The sequence below is a fragment of the Erwinia sp. PsM31 genome (assembly GCF_030433775.1).
GTDB lineage: Bacteria > Pseudomonadota > Gammaproteobacteria > Enterobacterales > Enterobacteriaceae > Erwinia > Erwinia aeris.
Map to the genome: position 1 here is coordinate 47962 of NZ_JARUWZ010000008.1, position 23634 is coordinate 71595.

The 23634-nt window shown below is 56.1% G+C and carries 20 protein-coding genes and 1 pseudogene; 10 read left to right on the top strand and 11 right to left on the bottom strand.

The annotated features are described in order from the left end of the window. Positions 1-56: 56 nt before the first annotated feature. Complete coding sequence (locus tag QCD69_RS08830) at positions 57-1223, top strand: type VI secretion system ImpA family N-terminal domain-containing protein (protein WP_253454524.1); 1167 nt, start codon at positions 57-59, stop codon at positions 1221-1223. A gap of 388 nt (positions 1224-1611) precedes the next feature. Here QCD69_RS08830 and fumA read toward each other — a convergent pair whose 3' ends face one another. Together fumA and QCD69_RS08840 are read right to left on the bottom strand one after the other, a co-directional pair. Next, on the bottom strand, positions 1612-3258 hold the full coding sequence (gene fumA, locus QCD69_RS08835; protein WP_301251750.1) for a class I fumarate hydratase FumA: 1647 nt from the start codon (positions 3256-3258) through the stop codon (positions 1612-1614). A gap of 88 nt (positions 3259-3346) precedes the next feature. Further along, positions 3347-4846, bottom strand: a complete 1500-nt coding sequence (locus QCD69_RS08840; protein ID WP_125289686.1) for a DASS family sodium-coupled anion symporter — start codon at positions 4844-4846, stop codon at positions 3347-3349. Between the two features lie 579 nt (positions 4847-5425). On the opposite strand from QCD69_RS08840, the gene QCD69_RS08845 reads away from it, so the two are divergent. Together QCD69_RS08845 and QCD69_RS08850 are read left to right on the top strand one after the other, a co-directional pair. Then, positions 5426-8206, top strand: a complete 2781-nt coding sequence (locus QCD69_RS08845; RefSeq protein WP_253454522.1) for a flavocytochrome c — start codon at positions 5426-5428, stop codon at positions 8204-8206. 17 nt (positions 8207-8223) lie between these two features. Further along, complete coding sequence (locus QCD69_RS08850; RefSeq protein WP_253454521.1) at positions 8224-9189, top strand: FAD:protein FMN transferase; 966 nt, start codon at positions 8224-8226, stop codon at positions 9187-9189. Here QCD69_RS08850 and dcuR read toward each other — a convergent pair. From dcuR to QCD69_RS08870, 4 genes are all read right to left on the bottom strand, one after another. Further along, complete coding sequence (gene dcuR / locus QCD69_RS08855) at positions 9170-9883, bottom strand: two-component system response regulator DcuR (RefSeq protein ID WP_253454520.1); 714 nt, start codon at positions 9881-9883, stop codon at positions 9170-9172. The two genes, QCD69_RS08850 and dcuR, sit on opposite strands and share 20 nt — an antisense overlap. Next, the gene (locus QCD69_RS08860) at positions 9880-11472 is read right to left on the bottom strand and encodes a sensor histidine kinase (protein ID WP_301251753.1); all 1593 of its coding nucleotides are present in this window, start codon (positions 11470-11472) and stop codon (positions 9880-9882) included. The genes dcuR and QCD69_RS08860 overlap by 4 nt, the downstream gene beginning before the upstream one ends. Before the next feature lie 99 nt (positions 11473-11571). Further along, positions 11572-12537 carry a LysR family transcriptional regulator gene (locus QCD69_RS08865; protein WP_253454518.1) on the bottom strand — a complete coding sequence of 322 codons (966 nt, stop codon included), beginning with the start codon at positions 12535-12537 and terminating at the stop codon, positions 11572-11574. Positions 12538-12762: 225 nt separating this feature from the next. Further along, complete coding sequence (locus QCD69_RS08870) at positions 12763-13857, bottom strand: mechanosensitive ion channel family protein (RefSeq protein ID WP_253454516.1); 1095 nt, start codon at positions 13855-13857, stop codon at positions 12763-12765. A 478-nt stretch (positions 13858-14335) separates the two neighbouring features. On the opposite strand from QCD69_RS08870, the gene QCD69_RS08875 reads away from it, so the two are divergent. Then, positions 14336-15358, top strand: a complete 1023-nt coding sequence (locus QCD69_RS08875) for an isopenicillin N synthase family dioxygenase (RefSeq protein WP_301251754.1) — start codon at positions 14336-14338, stop codon at positions 15356-15358. 239 nt (positions 15359-15597) lie between these two features. On the opposite strand, the gene QCD69_RS08880 is transcribed toward QCD69_RS08875, so the two are convergent. From QCD69_RS08880 to QCD69_RS08895, 4 genes are all read right to left on the bottom strand, one after another. Then, positions 15598-15963 (bottom strand): DUF6404 family protein, encoded by a 366-nt coding sequence (locus QCD69_RS08880; RefSeq protein WP_253454514.1) that lies wholly within the window; start codon positions 15961-15963, stop codon positions 15598-15600. Between the two features lie 132 nt (positions 15964-16095). Further along, positions 16096-16422 (bottom strand): hypothetical protein, encoded by a 327-nt coding sequence (locus tag QCD69_RS08885; protein ID WP_301251755.1) that lies wholly within the window; start codon positions 16420-16422, stop codon positions 16096-16098. Positions 16423-16434: 12 nt separating this feature from the next. Next, positions 16435-16692, bottom strand: coding sequence for a hypothetical protein (locus tag QCD69_RS08890; protein WP_301251756.1), 258 nt, complete (start codon positions 16690-16692; stop codon positions 16435-16437). 123 nt (positions 16693-16815) lie between these two features. Then, on the bottom strand, positions 16816-17070 hold the full coding sequence (locus QCD69_RS08895; protein WP_301251757.1) for a hypothetical protein: 255 nt from the start codon (positions 17068-17070) through the stop codon (positions 16816-16818). Between the two features lie 159 nt (positions 17071-17229). Between QCD69_RS08895 and QCD69_RS08900 the strand changes: the two genes are divergently transcribed. After that, complete coding sequence (locus QCD69_RS08900; RefSeq protein WP_253454512.1) at positions 17230-17631, top strand: H-NS family histone-like protein; 402 nt, start codon at positions 17230-17232, stop codon at positions 17629-17631. 213 nt (positions 17632-17844) lie between these two features. On the opposite strand, the gene QCD69_RS08905 is transcribed toward QCD69_RS08900, so the two are convergent. Further along, positions 17845-18519: a GntR family transcriptional regulator gene (locus tag QCD69_RS08905; protein WP_301251758.1), complete on the bottom strand. Its 675-nt coding sequence runs from the start codon at positions 18517-18519 to the stop codon at positions 17845-17847. Between the two features lie 112 nt (positions 18520-18631). Here QCD69_RS08905 and QCD69_RS08910 point away from each other — a divergent pair, with 112 nt between their 5' ends. The 5 genes and pseudogenes from QCD69_RS08910 to QCD69_RS08930 all read left to right on the top strand — a co-directional run. Further along, on the top strand, positions 18632-19312 hold the full coding sequence (locus QCD69_RS08910) for a DUF2848 domain-containing protein (protein WP_301251759.1): 681 nt from the start codon (positions 18632-18634) through the stop codon (positions 19310-19312). A gap of 11 nt (positions 19313-19323) precedes the next feature. Continuing rightward, complete coding sequence (locus QCD69_RS08915) at positions 19324-20667, top strand: amidase (protein ID WP_301251760.1); 1344 nt, start codon at positions 19324-19326, stop codon at positions 20665-20667. Positions 20668-20669: 2 nt separating this feature from the next. Next, positions 20670-21305, top strand: coding sequence for a DUF4286 family protein (locus QCD69_RS08920; RefSeq protein WP_253454508.1), 636 nt, complete (start codon positions 20670-20672; stop codon positions 21303-21305). Beyond that, complete coding sequence (locus QCD69_RS08925; RefSeq protein WP_253454507.1) at positions 21298-22608, top strand: MFS transporter; 1311 nt, start codon at positions 21298-21300, stop codon at positions 22606-22608. Before QCD69_RS08920 ends, QCD69_RS08925 begins: the two co-directional genes overlap by 8 nt. A gap of 317 nt (positions 22609-22925) precedes the next feature. After that, positions 22926-23557 (top strand): annotated as a pseudogene (locus QCD69_RS08930) (tyrosine-type recombinase/integrase); the annotation flags it as partial. Positions 23558-23634 lie beyond the last annotated feature (77 nt).

The following is a 23634-nucleotide window of genomic DNA, read 5'->3' on the forward strand; positions in this document are numbered from 1 at the left end:
ACGCTTGAGGTCCATTCAGGGATTGACAGAATTATTGGAAAAAAGGAACAACCGGCATGACAACACACGGCGACAATATTTTGCAGACAGGCGGCGATCCTCGCGCGCTGGCGGAATTTTCCGCCCTGCGGCAGGAAATCGCCTTGCTCAATCAGCCTGGCGAGTCAGGCCCGGACTGGCAGCGCGTGGAGGCGCTCGCGATCGCGCTTTTTCGGGCGAACGGCATGGATTTGCAAAGCGTGGCCTGGTATACGCTGGCCAGGGCGCACAGCGCCGGGCTGCCGGGATTGTGCGAAGGGTTTGAAATCATTACGGCAATGATGAAACATCAGTGGCCGACGCTCTGGCCGCAGCCGCTTTCCGCCCGGCTGGCGATTGTGACCTGGCTGAGCGCCGGGATGCAACAACGGCTTAAGGAGCTTCAGCCGGAAGCGAGCGATCTCGATCTGCTTTACCGACTGCAGGCGCAGCTGGAACAAAATGTCAACACGCTTGAGGTGCTGGCCTACAAGCATCTGAGCCAGCTTGATCGCCTGAATATCCAAATCAGCGAGCTTATAGCGCAGCTTACCGTGCCGGAACGCCAGCTCAAAACTGACCGGACCATGCTGACGAGGGCGACCCTGGCGCGGGCTGGCCGTAGCGATGAGTTCACGCCGCTGGTTTACGTGCCGGGTGATATGACCAGCTCTGGCGCGCTCACGGTCAGTTTTAGTTTTTGGGAGCGTAGCCGGGGCTTTTTTGCCGGCATGGTTGTCGCCTGCCTGCTGTGCGCTTTAGGCTCGTGGGCTTTGCAGCTGATGCAGCCCGAGCCGGATAAAGCGCAGCGGATTGCTCTGCTGGCCCGCCAGGTTACGCCAGAGCTGGGCGGCCAGGATAAAAACTGGCAGGAGGCCGTTATGCTGGCCGCGCTGCCCAGGGAGCAGCTGGTGCTGTGGCATACGGCACGGTTGAGATTAAAAAAAATGCTGGCGCTGGTGAAGGTGCCGGAGGAGCAGCGCGCTGGCTGTCTTACCTATACGGAATTCGAGGCTCAGCTGGTCACTCTTCGGCAGCCTCTGGAAGCGATGCAGCCCGCAGAGGAGCTGTTGCGTCAGCTTGAGTCGAATCCGCTATCGCCGGTATTAAGAGGGAAAATAGAGAATCGCTTAAAACAGCTGCTGGCGCGCTACGCGCTTATTCTTCAGTCTGCCAGTAAAGACGCTTCGGAGAATAATAAATAATAGCCTGCGCGCTTCTTTTTAAACGAATGACGTTTTCCTGAAATAGTATAAAGAAGATGGGCGGAATATGTGTTCTGTTTCTTAACGGAGCTTTTCATCGTTATAGCCAGGCTCGTAACAAGACCCGCTTGTTTTACCAGTCGTTTTTCAAAAATAACCCTGTGGTATTTTATCAGGTTCATTTTTACTGCGCGCTTCTGTTTCCCCCAGAGATGGGGCGTAGGTTATTTTTACAGGGGGTAAGCAGCGCCAGCAAATAAACAGGGTGGATAAGAAGCGAATTTACAGGGCATGTAACGGGCAGGGCACTGTCGTTGTATTAGCGCGCCAGCAGCCGTTATCTGGCGCGCTTATGGCTGGCTCCTTTATTCGATAAAGGGGCCGCTGATTATTTAGCGCATTTACCGCACTGATTTTGCGCAATCAGCGTGAAAAAGTCGTTGCCTTTATCATCGACCAGGATAAACGCCGGGAAGTTTTCCACCTCAATCTTCCACACTGCTTCCATACCCAGTTCCGGGTATTCCACGCACTCCAGGCTCTTGATACTCTGCTGCGCCAGCACCGCCGCCGGGCCGCCGATACTGCCCAGGTAAAAGCCACCGTGTTCGCGACAGGCATCGGTCACCTGCTGGCTGCGGTTGCCTTTCGCCAGCATAATCAGGCTGCCGCCGTTGGCCTGTAAACGATCGACATAAGAATCCATTCGTCCGGCGGTCGTCGGGCCAAGCGAGCCGGAAGCATAGCCTTCGGGGGTTTTGGCCGGGCCGGCGTAGTAAACGGGGTGATCTTTCAGGTACTGCGGTAAACCTTCGCCTCTTTCCAGCCGTTCGGCGAACTTCGCATGGGCGATATCGCGCGCTACGATAATGGTACCGCTCAGCGAAAGCCGGGTGGAAACCGGGAAGCGCGACAGCTGCGCCAGCACCTCTTCCATCGGCCGGTTGAGGTTAATCTGATGCACCTCGCCTTCACCCTGCTGGCGCAGTTCGGCCGGAATATAGCGTCCCGGATTATCCTCCAGCTTTTCAATCCAGATGCCATCGCGGTTGATTTTCGCTTTGATATTGCGGTCGGCGGAGCAGGAAACGCCCATGCCGACCGGGCAGGAAGCGCCGTGGCGCGGCAGGCGGATCACCCGAATATCGTGGGCGAAGTATTTGCCGCCGAACTGGGCGCCCAGCCCCAGCTTCTGCGCGGCCGCCAGCAGCGCCTGCTCCAGCTCGCGATCGCGGAACGCCTGGCCATGCTCATTGCCTTCAAACGGCAGGCCGTCATAGTAGTGCGTTGAGGCCAGCTTGACCGTTTTCAGGGTGCTTTCGGCCGAGGTGCCGCCGATCACAAAGGCGATATGGTAAGGCGGGCAGGCCGCCGTGCCCAACGTGCGCATTTTCTCGGTCAGCCAGGCTTCCAGCCTGCCGGGGTTGAGCAGAGCGCGCGTCTCCTGCCACAGGTAGGTTTTGTTGGCGGAGCCGCCGCCTTTAGCCATGCAGAGAAATTTATACTCATCGCCGTCCACGCTGTAGAGATCGATCTGCGCAGGCAGGTTAGTACCGGTATTAATCTCGCGATACATATCCAGCGCGACGTTCTGCGAGTAGCGCAGATTATCCTGGCTGTAGGTGTTGTAAACGCCCTGCGACAGCGCCGCTTCATCGCCGCCGCCGGTCCAGACGCGCTGGCCTTTTTTGCCCATAATAATGGCCGTGCCGGTATCCTGGCAGGTTGGCAGCACGCCTTTCGCCGCGATCTCGGAGTTTCTTAAAAATTGCAGCGCCACATACTTGTCGTTCTCGCTGGCCTCCGGATCGCTCAGAATAGCGGCGACCTGGCGCTGATGTGCGGGACGCAGCATAAAAGCGGCATCGTGAAACGCCTGCTGCGCCAGCAAAGTCAGCGCTTCCGGCTCGACTTTCAGCACTTCCTGACCGGCGAATTCGCTGACGGAAACGTGATCGCTGCTCAGCAGATAGTATTCGGTTTCGTCAGGGGCGAGAGGAAAAGGGTTCTGATAGACGAAAGGTTTGTTTGACATTTTGCTCACCTGGTAAGCCGTAGCGTGCGCCACGGCAAGGAAAGAGGCCGGGGCCGGAAAAGGCCCGTCAGCCTGGGTTTTTTTACGGTCAGAACATCATGACCATCCACGGATAGGCAATCAGCATCATGCCGCCGAGGAAAATCGCGCCGAAAATAGTGCCAAGCCGCCAGTAGTCTTTGGTCGGCAGATAGCCGCTGCCGTAGTAGATTGGGCTGGGGCCGGTGCCGTATGGGGTAATAATCCCCATCACGCCGAGCGAGGTCACCATCATCAGGCAGTAGACCGGCATATTGATGCCCGGAATGGCGGCAGCGATGGTCAGCATGGCCGGCAGCAGCGCGGTGGTATGAGCGGTGGTGCTGGCAAAAAGGTAGTGCAGCAGGAAGAAGGCCACCAGCAGCATCACGGCCGCCACTTGCGGATCGATGCCGGTCAGCAGCTGGCCGCCTTCTTTGCCCAGCCAGGCAATAAAGCCGACGCGCGCCAGGCCATCCGCCAACGCCACCAGCGTGGCGAACCAGGCGAAGGTGTTCCAGGCCGGTTTATTGCTGGTAATATCGTTCCAGTTCAGCACGCCCGTCCACAGCATCAGCACCACGACCAGCAGCGCCGCCATGGCCGGTTCAATCCAGCTGGTGGCGAAAATCCACATCAGCAGCGCGCAGCAGACAAACAGCAGCAGCAGCATTTCGTTGCGCGACAGCTTGCCCAGTTTTTCCAGCTCGCTTTTTGCCCAGCGCGGCACCTCGTCGTTGATCTTCACTTCCGGCGGATAGAACCAGTAGGCCAGTAAAGGCATGGTTAAGATCAGCAGCAGGCCCAGTGGCAGGAAGGCGAGGAACCAGTTCCCCCATGAGATATCGAAGCCCACGATGCTTTTCACCAGCGCCAGCGCCAGCAGGTTAGGCGCGAGCGCCGACAGGAACATCGAGCTGGTAATACAGGCTGCGGTGATCGCCACCCACATTAAATAAGAACCAATTTTGCGCGCGCTGGGATCGTTGGGTTTGGAACCGTACAGCGGCGGCAGGTTAGCAATAATCGGGTAGATAGTCCCGCCGCTGCGCGCCGTGTTGGACGGGGTAAAAGGCGCCAGCAGCAGATCGGCGAAGGTAATGGCGTAGCCCAGCGTCAGGCTGCGTCGCCCCAGATACTTCACCAGGATCAGCGCCAGACGGCGGCCAAACTGCGTCTTGTCATAACCCGCAGCGAACATAAACGCGCCGAAAATCAGCCAGACCGTAGAGTTGCCGAACCCGCTGACCGCCCATTTAAAGGACTGCGTGGCGGCCTGGAATTTGGGGTCGGCCAGCTCGGCCGGACTGAACAGCAGCCAGTGGCTGAACAGGGCAATGACCACCACCCCGGTCAGGCCGATCACCGCACCGGGCAACGGTTCGAAGATCAGGCCAACGATGACGCCGACGAACACCGCGAAGAAGCGCCAGGCGTAAGGCTCCAGCCCGCCGGGGACCGGCGTCAGCAGCAGCAGCACCGTGACCAGCACGGGCAGAAAAAGCATAACAAGACGTTTTTTGGTTCCCGGTGAGGCGGGCGATCCACTCGACGTTGATTTTGTTTTCATAGTGTTGATCTGCAAGTTAACAGTAATAAAAGAGATATGTCCCGGTTAATGGCTACGCCCTTTTTAAACGGGCTTATTTACCGCGACCCTGGTGACAGGATGACCTTTTTAAACATGTTTTTAACATACTATTAAGGAACTGTGAAGATAATGCAGGTCGCCCTGAATAATAATATTGATCTGGATCAATAAATATTTCCAGCCATTTTGTTCTTTTTTTTGGAAAATGCATTTTCCCTGATTGTCTTCCCAAAATTGTTACGTGTAGAGCAGTTTACTGTTACGTTTTTATTTCCTGAAATAGCTGGTACTATTTTTAGTGTATTGATTTTATTGGTTTTATTTTTAGGTGGCAATTGGAATTTGCTTTTAGTTAACTAATGAGTAACAATCAGAGCGGTGGCGGCGTGACATAATGCGGTAATTGTTTCTGGTAATTTAAAAAGTTTAATAACTAAATTAACCGATTTAATAAATCCAGAATTGATATATTTATTGCATAAAGCAGAACCCGTTAATTAAGCGAAGATGTTTCTTATGTAACACGGTTCAAAAATTTAAATTTTGGAGTCGATAATAATGAACACGCTCACCCCGATCCTTAATCCGCTGACGCTGCCGAATGGCGCCGTATTAAAAAACCGTCTGGTAATGGCGCCAATGACCACCTGTACGGGATTCTACGACGGCACCGTCACCAGTGAACTGGTAGAGTATTATCGCGAACGTGCCGGCAGCCTGGGCGCGGTGATCGTGGAGTGCTGTTTTATTGATCCCAAAGGGCCGGCATTTCCCGGCGCGATAGGCATTGACAGCGATAACAAAATCGCGGGCCTGGCGCGGATAGCAAGCGCGATCAAATCCAAAGGCTCGCAGGCTATTCTGCAAATTTATCACGGCGGCAGGATGGTGGAGCCGGAGCTAATCGGCGGCAGAACGCCGGTTGCACCCAGCGCCATCGCCGCGCCGCGTGAAGGCGCCACCACGCCGCAGGCGCTGACCGGCGAAGAAGTTGAGGTGATGATCACCAAATTCGGTGACGCGGTGAACCGCGCCATCAAGGCCGGCTTCGACGGCGTGGAGCTGCACGGCGCGAACACTTACCTGATCCAGCAGTTCTATTCGCCCAATTCCAACCAGCGCGACGACCAGTGGGGCGGCAGCCGCGATAACCGCACGCGCTTCCCGCTGGCGGTGCTGGATATCACGCATAAAATGGCCGAACGCTTCGCGGACGATACCTTTATCATCGGCTATCGTTTCTCGCCGGAAGAGCTGGAAGTCCCCGGTATTCGCTTTGACGACACGATGTATCTGCTGGAAAAACTCGCCGAGCGCGGGCTGGACTACGTGCATTTTTCCGTAGGGCAGCTGCTGCGGCCTTCTATCGTCGACACCCAGGATCCCACGCCGCTGATTACCAAATTCCGCGCTATGCGCTCCGAAACGCTGGCAAAAATTCCGGTGATCGGCGTCGGCGGCGTGGTGAATAAAGCCGATGCCGAAAGCGGGCTGGAGCACGGTTTCGATCTGGTGGCAATCGGCAAAGCCTGCATCGCCTATCCTGACTGGGCCGATCGCATTATTCACAACGACCATCTGGAACTCTATATCGACAGCAACCGGCGCGAGGCGCTGAAAATCCCCGAGCCGCTGTGGCGCTTCTCGCTGGTGGATGCGATGATCCGCGATATGAGCGCGACCGGCCGCAAATATAAAGCGGGCGTTTATCAGGAAAAAGTCGAGGCGGAGGCGCTGAAGCTAAAAATCAACGTCGCGCTGGATACCGATCGCATTACCGATATCACGCTGGTGCCGGACGATACGCTCGACGTCGATTTCACCACCACTTTCGAAAGCCTGCGCAACCGCATTCTGGTTGCTAACAGCCCGCATGTGGATGCGATTACCGGCGCCACCACCCAAAGTGAAGCCCTGAAAAAAGCGGTTTCGCGGGCGCTCGCTACCTCCAGCAAAGAGCATGTAATAGAAGAGGGCGGCAATCCGCAGGCGCCGCAAAACTACGACGTGGTGGTTATCGGCAGCGGCGGCGCGGGCCTGGCGGCGGCTATCCAGGCGCATGACGAAGGCGCGCGCGTGGCCATTATCGAAAAAATGCCGACCATCGGCGGCAATACCATCAAGGCCTCGGTAGGCATGAACGCGGCGGAAACGCGCTTCCAGAAGCTGAAAGGCATCAAGGACAGCAAAACGCTGTTCTATGAAGAAACCCTGAAAGGCGGCCATTTCAAAAACAATCCCGTGCTGTTGAAAGAGTTTGTGGAGCTGGCGCCTGAGGCTATCGAATGGCTGGCGGCGAAAGGCATTGAGCTGAACGATATCACCATCACCGGCGGCATGAGCATCGACCGCACCCATCGTCCGGCAGACCGCTCGGCAGTAGGGGGCTTTCTGATCAGCGGCCTGGTGAAAAACATTAACCAGCGCAATATCGAGGTGCTGCTGGAAACCTCGGTGGAAGAGATCATTTATACCGACGGCAGGGTCAGCGGCGTGAAGGTGGTCGATGAATATTATGACAGCCGCATTCTTAACGCCCGCAGCGTCATCGTTGCCACCGGCGGCTTCAGCGCCAACCGCGAGATGGTCACCCATTACCGGCCGGAGCTGGACGGCTTTGTCACCACTAACCATAAGGGCGCGACCGGCAGCGGTATCGCGCTGCTGCAAAAACTTGGCGCGGGCACGGTGGATATGGGCGAAATCCAAATCCATCCAACGGTAGAGCAAACCACCTCCTATCTGATCTCCGAATCGATTCGCGGCGGCGGCGCCATTCTGGTCAGCCAGGCTGGACACCGTTTCTGCAACGAGATGGCGACCCGCGATAAAGTGTCGGCGGATATTATCGCGCTGCCGGAGAAAAGCGCCTGGGTGATTTTTGACGAACAGGTCAGGCTGAACAACAAGGCGGCCGACGAATACCTTGCCAAAGGCTTTGTGGTCAGCGCGTCTTCGCCGCAGGAGCTGGCGATCAAGCTCAATATGGATCTGCACGCGCTGCTGGCGACGCTGGAGCGCTACAACCTGTTTGTCGAGCGCCAGCAGGATGAGGATTTCGGTCGTCAGACCGCGATGCGCCATCCGCTGAACCAGGGGCCGTTTTACGCCATCCGCATCGCGCCCGGCGTGCACCATACGATGGGCGGCGTCACCATCAACAGCGATACCGCCGTGCTGGATGAGCAGCAGCAGGTTATTGCCGGGGCATGGGCGGCGGGTGAAGTCGTCGGCGGCATTCACGGCGGTAACCGTATCGGCGGCAACGCTATTGCCGATATCATTATCTTCGGCACGCTGGCCGGACGTCACGCGGCTGATTTCGCCCTGCATCATTAACACACCGGAGAGCCATGATGCCAGCTGACGCGCGACTTTACGCTTACTCTGCGGTGCTGATGGGCTCGCCCATCCTGCTGAAGCTGGCGGAGCACGACGAAAAGCTGGCGGGCGACGTGTTCCGCCTGATCCGCCAGCAGGAAAATCTGTTTACCGTGAATCGTGCCGGTTCGCAGCTGATGGCGGTGAACGCGGCGGCGGGCAGCCATCCCGTTGCGGTCAGCGCGCCGGTGTTTGCGCTGATCAAACGCGCCAGGGAAGTGAGCCTGCTGGCCGGAAGCTGTTTCAACTTCGCTATCGGGCCGCTGGTCAAGCGCTGGAAAATCGGTTTTCAGGGCGACAGCGTGCCGCCCGCGCACGAGCTACAGGCGCTGCTGGCATTAACCGATCCCGCCCGCGTGCAGCTGGACGAGCAGCAGCAGACGGTGTTTCTGCCGCAGCCCGGCATGGAGATCGACCTGGGCGCGATAGCCAAAGGCTATATCGCCGACGTGGTCAGGGATTTTCTGCATCAGCGCGGCTGCTTCTGCGGGCTGATCAATCTTGGCGGCAATCTGCAAACGCTTGATGCACCCGCAGGCGAAACGGCATGGGCGATAGGCGTGCAGCTGCCTTTTGGCGAGCCGGGCGCGCTGATCGGCAGCGTCGCCGTCAGCAATAAATCGGTGGTGACGTCGGGCGTGTATGAGCGCTACTTCGAGCTGAACGGCCGCCTCTATCACCATATCCTCAATCCGCAAACCGGTTATCCGCTGGACAACGAGCTGCTCGGCGTAACGGTCATTTCTGACCGTTCGCTCGACGGCGATATTTTTACCACGCTGCTGTATGGCCTGGGCGTAGAACAGAGCCTTGTTTTCCTGAAGGATTATCCGCAGATCGAGGCCATTTTCGTAACGCGAGAGCAGCAGGTGGTGCTGGCAACCCAACAGCCTTTCCGGCTGCTGGACGAGCGCTGGCGGGTTATTGACAGTACTGTTTAAGCAGCTCGCTGTATTCGGCCTGTAGCCGATAGCGGTAGACCGGCCTGCCGGTTGCGCCATAGTGGATGCTGGTAAAGAGTATATGGCACTGCGCCAGCCAGATCAGGTATTTGCGGCAGGAGACGCGGGAGATGTTGACCGCTGCGGCCAGCTCGTCGGTAGAGAACTCTTCCGCCGGATGCGCGTCAATCCACTGGCAGAGCGTGCGCAGCGTCTGCGGCGTCAGGCCTTTCGGCAGGCGTTTGCCTTCGGCTGGCGCATCCCTGTCGCCGTGGAGCAGCCGATCCACATCGGCCTGCTGATACCAGGGCTGGCTGTCCATCAGCGTCTTGCGGCGACGCCAGCCGGTCAGCGCCTCTTCAAAACGCGAGAACTGGAAAGGCTTGATCAGATAGTCCACCACGCCGTAGTGCAGCGATTGCCTGACGGTATCGGCATCGGCGGCGGAAGAGATCACAATTACATCCACCGCCTGCTTCGCCTGGCGCAGCGCGGGCAGCAGATCCAGCCCGCTCTCCTGCTGCAAATAGATATCCAGCAGGATCAAATCAATGCCGCCATGCAGCGCCATCTCCTTTGCCTGTTGCAGGGTCGAGGCTATGCCCACGCAGTGAAATCCTTCCAGCTGGCCGATATAGCAGCGGTTCAACTCGGCGACCATGGCGTCATCATCGACGACTAACACGTTAATCATGCGCTTTTGTTTCCTCTATCCCAGGGCAGTTGGACTAAAAATTGCGTATAAACGCCGGGTTCGGACTCTACAATAATTTTTCCGCCAAGGCTTTCGGTTTGTTGTTTGACGAGGAACAAGCCCATGCCCCGATCGTCTCCTTTGCTGGAAACGCCTTTCTCAAAGATAGCATCTGGTTCCGGGATGCCCGGCCCGTCATCGCTGACCTCGCAGGCCAGCCAGCCGTTCTGATAGTGCAGCAGCACGCTGATTTCGCCGCCGGGCTGGCCGTCTGCGGCCTCCAGCGCGTTCTCAATCAGGTTACCCAGAATGGTGATCAGCGCGGCGGACTGCGTTTCGCTGCCGCAGTCCGGCAGCAGGCTGTCCTCGCTGACGATCAGCCGGTGGCCACGATCGGTCGCGCGTTCGATCTTGCTTAACAGAAAGCCCGCAATCACCGGCGATTTAATTTTCATCAGCAGCGAGCCAATCTCTGTCTGATAGCCGTTGGCGGTTTTCAGGATATAGCTTTCCAGCTGCTGGTAGTTTTTCATATGCAGCAGGCCGAGGATCACATGCAGCTTGTTCATAAATTCATGCGAGCGCTCGCGTAGCGCGTCAACATAGTTGACCAGGCCGTCCAGCCGCTGCACCAGCTGGCTGACCTCGGTTTTATCCCTGAAGGTACAGACCGCGCCGATAATCATGCCCTTGCTGCGCACCGGCATGGTATTGCTGAGCAGCACGCGCCCCTTGAAATGCAGCTCTCTGTCGCGCTGCGGCACGCCGCTTTGCACCACTTCGCGCAGGTTGGCGATGAGCGGGCCGGGCGCTTCGTCCTGCGGATGGCGCGCTTCGGTAAAAAGCTGCTGCGCGGCGCGGTTGATCAGCGTGACCTGTACGCGATCGTCCACCGCAATAACGCCTTCCTTAATCGATTGCAGCATCGCCTGGCGCTGCTCATACAGCATCGAAATCTCGTAAGGCTCCAGACCGGAGAGCACGCGGCGGGAGGCCCGCACCAGGCACCAGGTGCCGATAGCGCCCGCCAGCACGCCGAACAGTGCCGTCCACAGTACCGACCAGCGGGTACGCGCGATCTGCTGCGCGACCTCGCTCAACGAGATACCTACCGCCACCACGCCAATCTGCCGCTGCCGGGCGTCGTAAATCGGCGTAAATACGCGTAGCGCCTGCGCCAGCTGGCCGCGATTGATCGACACGTTTTCCTTACCCGCCAGCGCCGGCTGCAAATCCTCGCCGATGAAAGGGCGGTTGATGGCGGTTTTATCAGGGTGAGAATAGCGGATACCGCGCATATCGGTGACCACGACAAACAGCAAATGGTTGCTTTCCTGTACCGCCTGAGTAAGCGGCTGAATAATGTTGCGATCGGCGGGCAGCAGCAGGCCGCGCTGTACTTCGGCAGAATCGGCCAGGGTACGCGCCACCGCCAGCGCTTTATCCTTAACGCCGGTGCGGGTGATATGGCTTATCTGGAAAAAATAGAACAGATGAACGATCAGCAAAACCACGGCGAGCACCGCGCCGACCATCAGGCTGACGGAGGTGCTGAGCTTCAGCGGACGTTTACGGGACGGGTTACTCATGATCGCTCCATGACTGGCGGGACGAAACGGGCTGGCGAAGGATTACTATAGCGGACGACGCCGGCAGGAAAAAGCGGACGGCCCGTCGCCGGAGCGCCATCAGGCGACAGCGCCTGAGGTCATCTGGCGCGGCGCCCGCCGTGCTTCTGCCGCTATTTCTTCGCGCAGCAGGGCAATCAGTTCGCGCAGGCCCTGCGGCACGCGCCGATGGCCCGGATAGTAGAGGCATAGCGCAGGTTCGACGGGCGACCAGTCGGGCAATACCACGTGCAGAGCGCCGTTCAGCAACGGCTCTTTTACGCGGTCTTCCAGACAGTAAGCGATACCCGTTCCGGCAAGCGCCAGCTCCAGCGCCAGCGTGGTTTCGCTGACGCAAATTTGTCCCGGCACGTCGATCACGCGGTAGTCGTTGCCCTGACGAAACTCCCACTTATAGATCACGCCCTGGCCGGTGCGCATACGGATACAGGAATGCGCGCGAAGATCTTCAGGCTCCAGCAGCGGCGGGCGGTGATAAAGATAGCGCGGCGCAGCGACGGCAACCCATTTCAGATCCGCGCCCAGCTTTACGGCGACTAAGTCTTCCGGCACGGTGCCGCCAAAACGGATACCGGCGTCGAAGCCTTCCGCCACGATATCCACCATGCGATCGTCCACGCAGACTTCCACCTCAACCTCCGGATACTTGCTGAGGAACTTTGGCAGATAGCGGCCCACAATCAGTCGCGCACCGTCGCTCAGCACATTCAGGCGCAGACGGCCTGCCGGACGATCGCGCAGGCGATTTACCTCATCCAGCGCGTCGCCGATCTCCTGAAAACCGACGTTCAGCCGCCGCGCCAGGCTGGCGCCCGCTTCGGTAGGGGCAACGGTGCGGCTGGTGCGGTTCAGCAGCCGCACGCCCAGCCGCGTTTCCAGATTGCGGATAGCGTGACTGAGCGCGGAGGTAGTAATGCCCAGCTCCACGGCGGCTTTGGTAAAGCTGCGCAGGCGTTCCACCATGCGAAAAGCGTTCAGGTCGGCGAGATCGCTGCGTGACAGCGCGGCTGTGGGTTTAACGGGCATGGGATCGTCCAGGGGATGAGCCAGATTCAATGCTGCAACGCTGGCGGTGCTAAAGGAAACCAAGTTTAATGATATTCGCTAATCAGACGCAACCGGCAACGCCGCTTCTTTAACTGAAAGCGGCGTTACCCATCGCCAGGCTGGTGTCAGGATGCCGCGCGGCCAGCGAGCACGGTTTTTGCCGCGCCTGCTGGCAAAAATAGCCGGCAGTACTGGCTATCTTCCTCAGGCAGGCTGTTCCTCCTGCGGCAGCGAATTTTCAAAGGTCACAAAACGGTGCGGCCCGGCCAGGCCAATACCTGTCTCTTCCAGATACTCTTTGATCCGCAGGTTAATCTCCTGCTGAATATCCATGTACTGGTTATAGTCGGAAAACTTCAGGATATGTACCACCTCAAACATAATGCGATCGGACTCGAAAGAGGCCAGGTGCGCGCGGTCAAAGCGGGTTTTATCAATGCGGCCGATCACCTCTTCAATCATGGGGCCAATCTTGCGCAGCTGCTCGGCCGATGTCGCCAGCGGCACGCCAAAGCTGAAGACGATACGGCGCGTCTGCATCCTTTTATAGTTGTGGATGGTTTGCTGCAGCAGGATGGCGTTGGCACAGACGATCTGCTCGCCGCTCAGGCTGCGGATGCGCGTGGTTTTCAGCCCGATATGTTCGATAGTGCCCGCCACGTCGTTAAACACCACAAAGTCGCCGATCTCAAAAGGCTTATCAATACCGATTGAAAGAGAGGCGAAAAGGTCGCTCAGCACCGTCTGTACCGCGAGCGCGATGGCGATACCGCCGACGCCCAGGCTTGCCACCAGCGCGGTAATATTGACGCCCGCATTGGCGAGTATCGACAGGATCATCACCGACCAGACCAGCGCCCGGAACAGCAGCCCAAGAATGATGGTAGTGACAGGATTGCGGTGCGAGTCCGGGCCGAAATTGGTCAGCGAATAGCGCAGCCAGGACTGCACGGCCTGATCCAGCCACAGCGCGATTTGCAGCGCCAGCACCAGGAACCAGGCGTGCGGGATGGTGCCGCTGACCTGGCCGGGCAGCACGATAAACTGCAGGCTGAACAAAAAAGAAGCAATAAAAATCAGCGTGACCCGGGTTCTTTTCAGCACGTCCAGAAAGACGCGGTGCGCCACACGATTTTCATGATCTTCCGCCCACGAGCCTATCCGTTTTTCCAGCAGCGAGATAACTTTGCGGATCAGGAAGAAAGTTACAGCGGTGATCACCACTACCAGCAGAATGTTACCCCAGAAGGTCACTGACGTAATCAACTTCAAATAGTTTGTATGAAAAATTTCTTTCACACGGCCTCCTTTATTCTGAATGGGTAAGAGAGTAAGTGTAGTAGAAAATTCAAAGAGATAGCTGTTTTTTGATTGCTAATTAAATTTTACTGTTAAAATGAAGCTGTACTTAAATATTTGTGGGGATTTTTTAATCTAACTTGCTGTTATAAAAGGCTGTATCATGTTTTTGTGGTTATTATTTCAGCTTCAGGTGGCTGGGTAATAATAAGCTTTTCCATTGAGTTGCTATAAAAATTAATAATTAATCTGGTGGGCCAGGCTGAGTATTTATTTTCTGGCTGATAGTTATATTCTTATCAGGAAGTTTTAGCCGTTTCTGCTGATGGAGTTGGTCGGGTTTTAACGCAAAGAGCAGGTAATAAACGAGGCAAAATGACTTCTGATATTTGCATATAGATAGCATGAATAGTTCGTAGAGATACTACAGGCGGAGTGGCAATGTGGAACTAAGCCTCTTTCAGCCAGGATAAAAGTCATGAGCCAACAAAGTCCGTTAACGCTTCCGGTTATCGATTTCGCTCAATTAACCGCATCGGCGCAGCAGCGTTCAGCCTTGCTCGACTCGCTTGCCCGGGCGGCACGTGAAGTCGGGTTTTTCTATCTGATCAATCATGGGATCAACCAGCCATTGATCGACAGAGTGCAGCAGGTTGCTCGCGCGTTCTTTGCTTTACCGTCGGAAGAAAAGCTCAGGGTCAAAATGGCGAATTCGCCGCATTTTCGCGGCTATAACCTTGCTGGCGTAGAGATAACCCGTAATCAGCCTGATTATCGCGAACAGTTCGATATCGGCGCGGAACGAGAGGCGCTACCCGTCTCGCCAAATATTCCGGCATGGCAAAGAATGCAGGGGCCTAACCAGTGGCCGCAGGCGCTGCCGGAACTGCAACTTGTGCTAACGCGCTGGCAGCAGGAAATGACTGAGGTTGCATTGAAACTGCTGCGCGCTTTCGCCGAGGCGCTGCAACTGCCGCAGGACGCTTTCGACGGCCTTTACGGCGCTTTCCCCAATGAACATATCAAACTGATCAGTTATCCGGGGCGCACCGACAGCGAATCGCGTCAGGGCGTGGGCGCGCATAAGGATTCCGGTTTTTTGACGCTGCTGCTGCAGGATGATAAGCCAGGTCTGGAGGTTGAGATTCGTCCTGGCGAATGGACAGCGGCGACGCCTTTACCCGGTTCGTTTGTAGTCAATATTGGGGAGCTGCTTGAGCTGGCGACCAACGGCTATCTGCGTGCCACCGTGCACCGAGTAGTATCGCCGCAGACGGAACAGGAGCGTTTATCTGTCGCCTTTTTTCTTGGCGCCCAGCTTGACGCCGTGGTGCCGGTATATCAGCTGCCGGAAGCGCTGGCGAACCTGGCGCAGGGGCCGGACAGCGATCCGCAAAATCCGCTGCTGCGGGAGGTCGGCTGGAACTATTTAAAAGGGCGGCTGCGCTCGCATCCCGACGTGGCGCAGCGCTTCTATGCAGACTTCACTGAGCACTGTTGAGAAAGATGCGCTCCACAGGCGCATTGGCCAGTTGCCTTTGATAAGCGCTGCTGCTGCGGTTCGGCATGATGGAACAACATAACAGGGGGCTAAGAAAGCTATAGGGAACCTCAGCGGAAGATGTCCGCATGCCGGAAACGGCATGCGTAAAGACGGCCGCCTGTTAATAGCCTGATGATGCAGCAGTATGAAAGGCCACGAGAAATCGGCTGCCGGATTCAGGCCCGGCAGCCGCGTTTTTATAGCTTTTCCCACGCTGGCAGATGATTAGCTCGTTTTCGCCATTCCTGGAACGCCGCCATAATCACCCCGAAAACCAGACCGGCTATCAGCGTCGAGGTAGCGGCATAAAGCAGCGTGGCTCCCTGAGATTTCCAGAAAATAAACCACATTACTATCCCCCAGAACGGCGTATAGACGACGGCAAAGCTGAAAAAGTTCGTCCAGAATGTTGAGAAGGGCGGTGGAGGCACATGGATCCCCAACCGCCACAGAAATATATGGCACGGAGGGGCGTAGATGCTGGGCCACATCCCCCTGCCTTCCATAATCGCCATGGCACGATTTTTTCTTTTTTCGAAAACTGAGTCCCCGGTCATTTGCATACCCCCCTCTTGTTTTTCTTTTGTCTAATTATAACGGAAGGGTCAAAAAATATACTTTTTTTAAGATTTTTTAGAAAATTCTGGAAACATCATCGGAACGGGAAAAAAGTAGTTATAATCCAGCAGGTTAATTTATCTCCCCAAAGAGGGTGTCTGCGCTTTATGCGTCGGTAAAAATAAATTATTAGCCAGTAAGTTGACCTGGAAGTTGTTATTAATTAATTGGATGATCTTTATTAGGGCACTAAGTATTTGCCTGGCGCTTACCTCCAGCCAGCTTTGTCGATGCATGATCCCGGCGCAGATGACTGCGGGAAGGCAAGGCGCAAACTGTTGCCGATTCGCTTCAAAAGGGTAGAGCACGGTGTCCAGAGTGAAATCGGAAACGCCAGTGCCGATAATCTCACCATCTGCCCGCGCGTTGAGTTCCGTCAGCCGTGCGTTCTGCACAATTTGCAACTCAAGCCATTCTTAAGTGCGCACGTCGCAAAGCATCCTTTGGTTCTCAGGTTCCTTAAGCTGGTCGACTTTTTCCTCATTCATTCCGGCCTGACTGCTTATCAACAGTGAGTATGCTTGTTGCTCGTCAGTGCTGATAAACAGGTTAAGTAACCTCCGCCACAGGCTGCTGGGTAGCCACTGCTCCGCTATTTGCGCTTTCAGCGTAGCAGTTAGCTGATGACGCGCCTGATACCGCTTGCCTTCCCGGCAAACGTTCTGAGGCTGCATTTTCCGAAACCTCCTTTTAAAGGTTGAAATTGTTAATATAGTTACCAGAGGTTATGCGACAGGACTGCTCAGTGAAATAATGGCCTGGCGGAGAATCTGTCGGACAGGTAATTCAGCTATCTTTTATAGTTTTTTATAAATTCCCAATATGGTTTTCAGGCTGGTTGCTAATAACCATCCTGCTGGCAGCATAAAAATATCAACTACCTTTGATCTTTCCGGTGGAAATTTTATACTACCAGGCCCGATTTTGGTATTTTTAAAAAAGTAACGATATTCGGGAAGCCGGAAATTACTTCCACAATCAGTATAAATCAGGCAAGTAGTTTTGAAAGTGAATACATTTTTCGGATAAATGTCGATTCTGGCAGGATTCATAAGTTATATCCTTTCTTCAGGACATTAATTGCATATAATTCCCGCAGACTCGTCTGATTATCGCCCATCAACTTAAATCACAGCGCAATAAATGGTACCCTTGCCGATGACGGCGAACGATCGCCGTTTTATTAATCAGTAGATTTAAGGAAATGATGTATGAGTTTTACCCTGAGCAGCCTGAAAAATATCCGTTCGCTACGTGCACAGGCGCGCAATATGGCTACAGAGGATCTTGAAGAGATACTATCAAAGCTGAAAATTATCGTGAATGAACGTCGTGAAGCCGCCAGCGCGCAGGCAGCCGAAGCCCGCGAAAAAGCGGAAAAGCTGGCAATGTACCGTGAACTGATGCTTGAAGACGGCATTTTACCGACAGAACTGGTCAATAATTTGCCGCCCGTCGCCCGTGCAAAAAAGAAGCGCGCGCCTCGTCCCGCAAAATATAAGTACCTCGACGGCAATAATGAAGTCAGATACTGGACCGGGCAGGGCCGCACGCCGACACCTGTTAAGAATGCCATTGCAAACGGTCAGTCGCTGCACGATTTCCTGATCTAATCGATCGGATATCAGGCCAATAAGGCAGAACGTCAAGGCTGCCTTATTTTGCCTTACGGCTCTTTAAGAGCAATATATCAATTACGCCGTGCAGAGTGGTCTTCTGGCGCTGAAGCGTATCTTCCTTTGATTATAAATCCCGGCCCCGCAAACCGATCGCTGCGCTAAACCACCCAGGCCCGACAGCCCCGGTTGCAGGCTGCGGTCAGCTTTTCAGGTAGAGAGCAGCGCGCGTCTAAAAGAGTCAATATGCGCGCGGGTTGCTGCCGTCACGCGCTGAATATCCCCGGAGGCCAGCGCCGCAATAATTTCATTATGCTCAGCAATAACCTCATCCATATGGCTGATGCTCGACAGCGTTGTCGCCCAGAAGCGCTGCGCCTGCGCGTGAATAACGCTCAGGATATCCGCAAGCCGTCGGTTGCCCGCAATATCCGCCAGCACCTGGTGAAACTCGCGATCCAGTAACATCATTTTCTCTCTGTTGCGCGAGCCGCCGGCAAGCCCGATCTGCTGATTCAGCTCGCGCAGCTGGTTAAGGTGCGCCTTATTTACTTTCTGGCTGGCAAGCTGCGCGCACAGCGTTTCGTTAACCAGCCGCACCTCAATCAATTCCAGCGCATCATCGATCGACAACGGGGCGACCATAACGCCCTTGCGGGGAATGATTTGTAGCAGCCCTTCGGTAGCCAGGCGGTGGATCGCCTGATTGATCGGCGTGCGCCCCATTTCCAGATCGTCCATTACCTGGGCGGTATTAAGATAATCACCGGGCTTGTAACGCAGCGTGATCAGCCTGTGCCTGAACGCCAGGTAGGCCTGTTCGTTCAGCGACAGATATTTTTTCCGCTCGATCGGGTTCACATTTTCACCAGCTGACTCATTCATGATGCCGTTCCTGTTTAAGCCTTTGCGACATATTACACAAAAAGCTGGCATGAAAATCGCTAGTTTGAAATGCGAGTGAAATTTCACTCTAATTTCAAATGAGGGTTTTGCCATGCACCTACAGTTCATTACCGGCGACGAAGCCGCAGCCAGACTCGATGTCGACGTAACCCGGTTTGTTATTGCGGGCTGGGCAGGGCGCGATCGGGATGCCGTCCTGCACCATATTCGGGAGCTTGAAGCGCTGGGCGTGCCTGCTCCTGGTGCAGTGCCGCTTTTTTACCGCGTCGCCACTAATCAGCTCAGCCAGAACGCTTTGCTGGAAGTCGTGGGCAACGAAACATCCGGTGAAGCCGAACCTTTCGTCTTTTTTCATCGCGGAGAGTGCTGGGTTTCTCTTACCTCCGATCACACCGATCGCTATCTGGAAACCTTTAGCGTGGCGCTTTCCAAGCAGGCCTGCATCAAACCGGTGGCAAGCGGCGCGTGGCGCATGCGCGAAGTGGCGGAGCACTGGGATGCGCTGGAGCTGACTTCCTGGATAAAAGAGCAGGGCGAATGGGTGGTTTATCAACAAGGTTCGCTGTCGTCGCTGCTGACTCCACAGGCGCTGCTTACGCGCTATCTGGAGGGCGAAACGGCCGCTGACGGCCTGGCCATGTCCTGCGGCACGCTGAGCACTATCGGCGGCATCCGTCCGGCCAGCGAGTTTCGGATGGCACTGCACGATCCGGTGCTGGGCCGCACGCTGGAGCACGCTTACCGCACCGGCGCACTGCCGGTCGTCGCATAAGGAGCGCGGCTATGACGACACTCTGGCAGGCAAGTCAGCAGCTACAGGCGGGGAACGTTCAGCCTGAAACCTTCACGCAGGCGGCATTGGCTGCCGCACGCGATCCTGAAAAAGAAGGCTCGCGCGTTTTCATCACTCGTTATGAGGCGCAGGCCACGCAGCAGGCTATTGAGGCGGGAGAACGCTGGCAAGCCCGGCAATCACGTAGCCCGATCGATGGGCTTCCCATCAGCATTAAGGATCTGTTCGATGTAAAAGGCGAGGCGACGACGGCGGGTTCACGCCTGTTAAGCGATGCGCCGGTCGCCACGGCGAACGCGAGCGTGGTAGAGAAGCTCAATCGGGCTGGCGCCGCGATAGTCGGTAAGACCAATATGACCGAGTTCGCCTTCTCCGGGCTGGGCATCAATCCGCACTACGGCACGCCTGCCAACCCGTGGCGGCGCGAGGAGAAACGTATTCCCGGCGGCTCCTCTTCCGGCGCGGCGGTGGCCGTAGCGGATGGGCTGTGTCTGGGCGCTATTGGTACCGATACCGGCGGTTCCGTACGTATTCCCGCCGCGCTCTGCGGCCTGACCGGCTTTAAACCTGGCGCCAGCCGAATCGATCAGGCGGGCACGTTGCCGCTTGCGCCTTCGCTGGACAGCATTGGCGTTATTGCGCATGACGTTCGCAGCTGCTGGCTGCTTGACAGCATCATTGCCGAAAAGCCTCTTGAGATGCGGGAGTCGGATCTGCGCCACGCCCGCTTTGCCGTACCGCAAACTCGCGTTCTGGACGATCTTGATCGGGACGTAGCGCAGGCGTGGCAGTACGCGCTTGATCTTCTCCGGGAAGCCGGGGCCACGCTGGTGGCCTTGCCACTTACCGAGCTGGATGAGCTGAATACCCTGAACGCGCGCGGCGGTATTACGGCTTATGAAGCCTGGCAGTGGCATCAGCGTACGGCTTTGGCCCGGCCCGAAGCTTACGATCCGCAGGTGCTGATGCGCCTGCAGCGCGGCAGCCAGCTGACTGAACAGGATGCCGCTGAACTTTATCAGCAGCGCGCAGCCTGGCAGCGGCGTATCAACATCCCGCTGGAAGGCTTCGACGCGCTGCTGATGCCCACCGTGCCGCAGATCGCGCCGACTATCGCTTCGCTGGACGAGCCGCAGCGTTATATGGAGATCAATGCCCTGATGCTGCGTAACACCAGCGTTATCAACATGCTGGATGGCTGCGCCATTTCCTTACCCTGTCACCCGGCCGGTCATGCGCCGGTTGGCCTCAGTCTTGCTGCCGTTCATGGCGACGATGCCCGCTTAATCAGCTGGGCTGTTGCCGTGGAAACTGCCCTTACCCGGAGATCCTGAAAATGAAGCAACCTCACGGCATGCTGTTTGTCGCCACCAATATTGGTGCGGATGACGAAGCGGATTTTAACCAGTGGTATGACCATGAACACGTTGAGGAGCGCGTGGCCATCAGCGGCTTTTTAAGCGGCACGCGCTACCAGGCGATTAACGCCGAACGTAAATATCTGGGCCTGTACGAAACCGAATCGCTGGAGGCTTTTACCAGCGTGGACTATCACGCGGCGTTCACGCGCCAGACCGAGTGGTCGGTGAAAAATCTGCAAAAGATGGTCAACCCGATGCGCCGGGTCAGCGCGGTTACCCATACCCACGGCAAAGGCACCGGCAGCCAGCTGGCGGTGGTCACGCTTGCACAAGCGGTCGACAGCGCGGCGCTGAGCGCCTGGCAGCAGCAAATCGGCCAGACGCCGGGCTATATCTCTTCCAGCCTGCTGACGCCCGATGCGGATCTGAGCACGCCGCTGCCGATGGAAGGGAAAGAGAACCGCCAGATGCTGCCGATGCTACTTATCAGCTGTAGCGATGCGCCATGCTGCGATCGGCTGGCTTCCGTTGCGGCAGAACTGCTGACGGGCGAGGTGCAGCGCTATGCCCTTAGCTGGACACTAACCCGACAGGAGATGACTCATGGCTGATACGCACTCCACGCTGCATCAGGCGGTACGCCCGAAGCGAAGCAAATCAAAAACGGGTCGCCTGGCGGCGGCCAGCTCGATTGGCACGGCTCTGGAATGGTATGACTTTACCGTTTACAACATCATGGCCGCGCTGGTGTTTAACCACGTGTTCTTCCCCAGCTTCGATCCGCTGGTCGGAACGATCCTGGCGTTCTCTACCTATGCGGTCGGCTATATTTCCCGGCCGCTGGGCGGCTTTGTCTTCGGCCATCTTGGCGACGTCGCCGGTCGTAAGGCGGTGCTGATTATTACGCTGGTGATTATGGGCGTCACGACCGCCCTGATGGGCCTGCTGCCGGGCTATGCCGTTTGGGGGATCTGGAGCCCGATCCTGCTGGTGGCGCTGCGCTTTGTGCAGGGCATCGCACTTGGCGGCGAATGGGCCGGCGCGGTACTGCTGTCGATGGAACATGGCGATGCTGACAAGCGCGGCCGCAATGCTTCTTTCGCGCAGGTGGGGCCTTCCTGCGGAACGCTGATCGGTACTGGTTTTATCACCCTGGTGACGGTAGCCATGAGCGCCGGACAGTTTCAGGCATGGGGCTGGCGCATTCCTTTTCTGCTGAGCCTGCTGCTGGTGATGTTTGGCCTGTGGCTGCGCCGTGGCGTGGAGGAGACGCCAACCTTTGTGGCGATGCAGGCGGCGGAGAAAACCACGCATACGCCGCTGAAAGAGGTTTTTCTTAACTACCCTAAACAGCTGCTGATTGCCGGTGGCGCACGTATCGGGTCGGATGTGCTGTACGCGCTGGTGGTGGTGTTCACGCTGACCTATGTGACTACCGTCCTGCATATGCCGCGCCCGCTGGCGCTGCTGGCGACGATGCTGGGCGCCATTGGCAATGCCGTTACCGTGCCGATGTTTGGCGCGCTGTCGGATAAGTGGGGAAGGCGCCCGGTTTACATTACCGGCGCGCTGCTGGCCGTCGTCTGGTCGTTCGTGTTTTTTGTACTGCTCGACAGTACTCAGCCGGTATTAATCGTGCTGGCGGTGATTGGCGGCTTGCTGATCCATGCCATGATGTACGGCCCGCAGGCGGCGTTTGTCACCGAGCAGTTTCCCGGCCACGTGCGTTATGCTGGCTCCTCGCTCGCCTATACGCTGGCCGGAATTGTTGGCGGCGGTTTCGCACCTTTAATTATCACCACGCTGTATAAAGAGATGGGCAGCACGCTGTGGGTGTCGCTGTATGTTTGTCTGGCGCTGGCGATAACGCTGTTTGCCGTGTGGAAAGCGAAAGAAACGGCGCACCATCGCTAACAACAGGTGGCGAAGGAATGCCACACCGTTATTTTTCCGCTATTGTTGCCTGCACTTTGTCCATACCTTCTTCGCTCCTGGAATAACGCTCTGTTTGGCTATGTATAGCGCACAGCGATGAGGAAAATCAGCTGTACGGCGGCTTGTTTATTCCAGTCAGGCAGTTCTTATACCGGCTGTTAAACCTGAACGGACGTAATTTATCAGTGCTGATGCAAGAGCGAAGAGTGAACACCAGAGATTCATCTATCTGCAATATTTTAGTCTTTTGACGTCTACTTGAGTATTCAAAATCTATAGTGAAATGGGGGTACTTGATGTTCGGTTTGGTGGAGGCCCCTTTCCAGGTAAAACTCAATGCCCGTCGGGTAGAGACTGCCAAGCTAAAAGAGAAAGCTTAAAAGCTAGCTTATGGTGGCGGTCTGTATCTCCTGATCAAACCTAATGGCGGTTCAATATCGTGTAGCTGGCAAAGAGAAGCTGTTGGCACTAGGTATGTACCCTGAAGCCAGTTTGGCCAATGCTCGTGCAAAATGTGAAGAAGCGAAAAGGGGCATTGCTGGGGGTATCGATCTGATGGAAGCAAAACGAGATGAGAAGACCGTCCGCGAAGCTCGGATAAATAACACTTTCAAAAGCATTGCTTTAGCTTGGCAAGCAGCAATCAAAACAAATGGTCTGCTGGTTAGGCTTCAGACATCCTGGAAGCTATTAATAACGATGTATTCCCTTACATTGGCAAAAAAAAATAACCGAAATCAAAGCGCTAGATCTGCTTAATGTGCTGTGGCGCATTGAAGGGCGCGGGCTACCGAAAAAGCCAAAAAAGTGAGGCAGTGCTGCGGGAAAGTTTTCCGCTCAGCAATAGTCACGGTATAACCCCGCACCGGCACTTACCAGCGCGATACAGGGGCGTGAGTCCAGTCATTACCCTATCCTCACGACCAAATAATCACCTGATTTTTTAAATGTGTTGCACAGTTTCTCGGGGGTGCGTCGGGGTGTAAAAAAATAAACCTTTGGATA